4 protein-coding genes are annotated in these 1,417 nt (G+C 42.1%); all 4 read right to left on the reverse strand.

Annotation, left to right across the window (positions count from 1 at the left end; translation table 11 throughout):
• Nucleotides 1-11: 11 nt before the first annotated feature.
• The 4 genes from QUB30_RS33585 to QUB30_RS33600 all read right to left on the reverse strand — a co-directional run bounded on the left by QUB30_RS33585 (nucleotide 12) and on the right by QUB30_RS33600 (nucleotide 1,279).
• Nucleotides 12-293 (reverse strand): hypothetical protein, encoded by a 282-nt coding sequence (locus QUB30_RS33585; RefSeq protein WP_333342692.1) that lies wholly within the window; start codon nucleotides 291-293, stop codon nucleotides 12-14.
• Between the two features lie 156 nt (nucleotides 294-449).
• A complete protein-coding gene (locus QUB30_RS33590) occupies nucleotides 450-725 on the reverse strand; it encodes a hypothetical protein (RefSeq protein WP_333342695.1) in 276 nt (91 codons plus the stop codon).
• A gap of 72 nt (nucleotides 726-797) precedes the next feature.
• Nucleotides 798-1,043, reverse strand: coding sequence for a hypothetical protein (locus QUB30_RS33595; RefSeq protein WP_333342697.1), 246 nt, complete (start codon nucleotides 1,041-1,043; stop codon nucleotides 798-800).
• Nucleotides 1,044-1,057: 14 nt separating this feature from the next.
• Nucleotides 1,058-1,279, reverse strand: a complete 222-nt coding sequence (locus QUB30_RS33600; protein ID WP_333335691.1) for a hypothetical protein — start codon at nucleotides 1,277-1,279, stop codon at nucleotides 1,058-1,060.
• Between the last annotated feature and the right edge of the window lie 138 nt (nucleotides 1,280-1,417).

The raw sequence follows: 1,417 nt of genomic DNA on the forward strand, positions 1-1,417 counted from the left end.
GTTCTGAAACTTTACCCAAATGGGATATCAAGATTATCCCCATTTAATCGGTACTTTATTTTTCCGCAAGTCCCTAAGTTGTAAGATTCTAAGTGGATTGCGAGAGTTATGTGTTCTATCAGTGGCGCATACACGGCGTAGTAGCTAAATGTAGCCATTGCTCTGCCATTACTCCATGTGGCTTTGCTTCCTTGGTAATAAAGAGCAAAGTATTGAGTGTTGTTGACTCCCACCATCCCCGGTAACATGGGTGGCATCGCTACGGGTAATTCGATGAAGTGTGTTCCTAACATGATTCCTCCTTGTTCAAGTAAAAGGGTATGGAAACGCTGGTTTTTGGCCCTTTCGTGTATTCAATATCTACCGTTGTTTCAGTCAATGGTCAACAACGAATTGCTCTTTATTTTGTTGTTATTTCATTTGAGTTATCTCCCAGATATCGGGGTGTTTTAAATAAATGTTTGAATCCATTGGGCATCAACACGAACCCTCATTTTTGATGAATAATTTTTGATGGCATTCAGCCAAGGATTTTTCGCATCTCTCAGAATAAACTCTACTTTAATAGACTGCACGAACACTTCAGGCGGAACCCGACTAGCTTCAATCCATACCCCATCATCAAACGGGTTGATTGGATAAATCAGTTTTTTGAAGTTATACACATTGTCGTGATAGCAGTAGGGATACTCATAGCGCGATACCATGCGATTGGAATGAGACATGGGATTGTACTTTCTCTTCGGAGAAAATCTGCATATTTTATGACTCCATTAATCCAAAAGTGTAGTAGTTATCTAACAATCGAGCGAAAGAAAACAGCCGTTAGATTGATAAGCCAAAGTTATCTTTAGTTCAAGCCCTTCTCCTTCTGTTCTCAAAACTTTTTCTGCCTCATCCAACAGCTCAAAAGAGTTGAACCAAACTTGAATGATGCCCTCAAGTTTATGATGCTTTAAGGTGTATCCTCGTTCGTGATGGGAAGGGTGACGGCAGCTCACGAAGCAAGCCGTTCTGAGGAATGTGTGAATGTTTCTGGTCATTTTTATGTGTTCTGTTATTCAAATAGAATGAGAGCGCTGCTTTCTTGGCGTTTCCCGTAGTCTGGGTCTACCTGCTTTCTCAACGCTTCAAACTCATCAAATAACTCACTCCGAACGTACTTGGTGTTGTTTCTAGAGCTTAGTTTGTAATAGGCGTGTTGCCATTCTGCAAAGGCATTCAATGATGCGCTGCTGTGCAGCAACCAATCGCAGTTGTTGAGGTGCTTGAACCCCACTTTTCATCAGTCCATTCGGTGTTCGCATTATCCTTGCTATGCCAGCAAAGATACACCGCACCCAGGGTAAGCGCATCTCAAAGGCTATTGACAAGCGGGTTGAGAGGCATCATCATGGGGAAATAAACAAGCAGCGAG

This window comes from Microcoleus sp. BROC3, assembly GCF_036702515.1.
In the GTDB taxonomy this organism is placed as follows: Bacteria; Cyanobacteriota; Cyanobacteriia; order Cyanobacteriales; family Microcoleaceae; genus Microcoleus.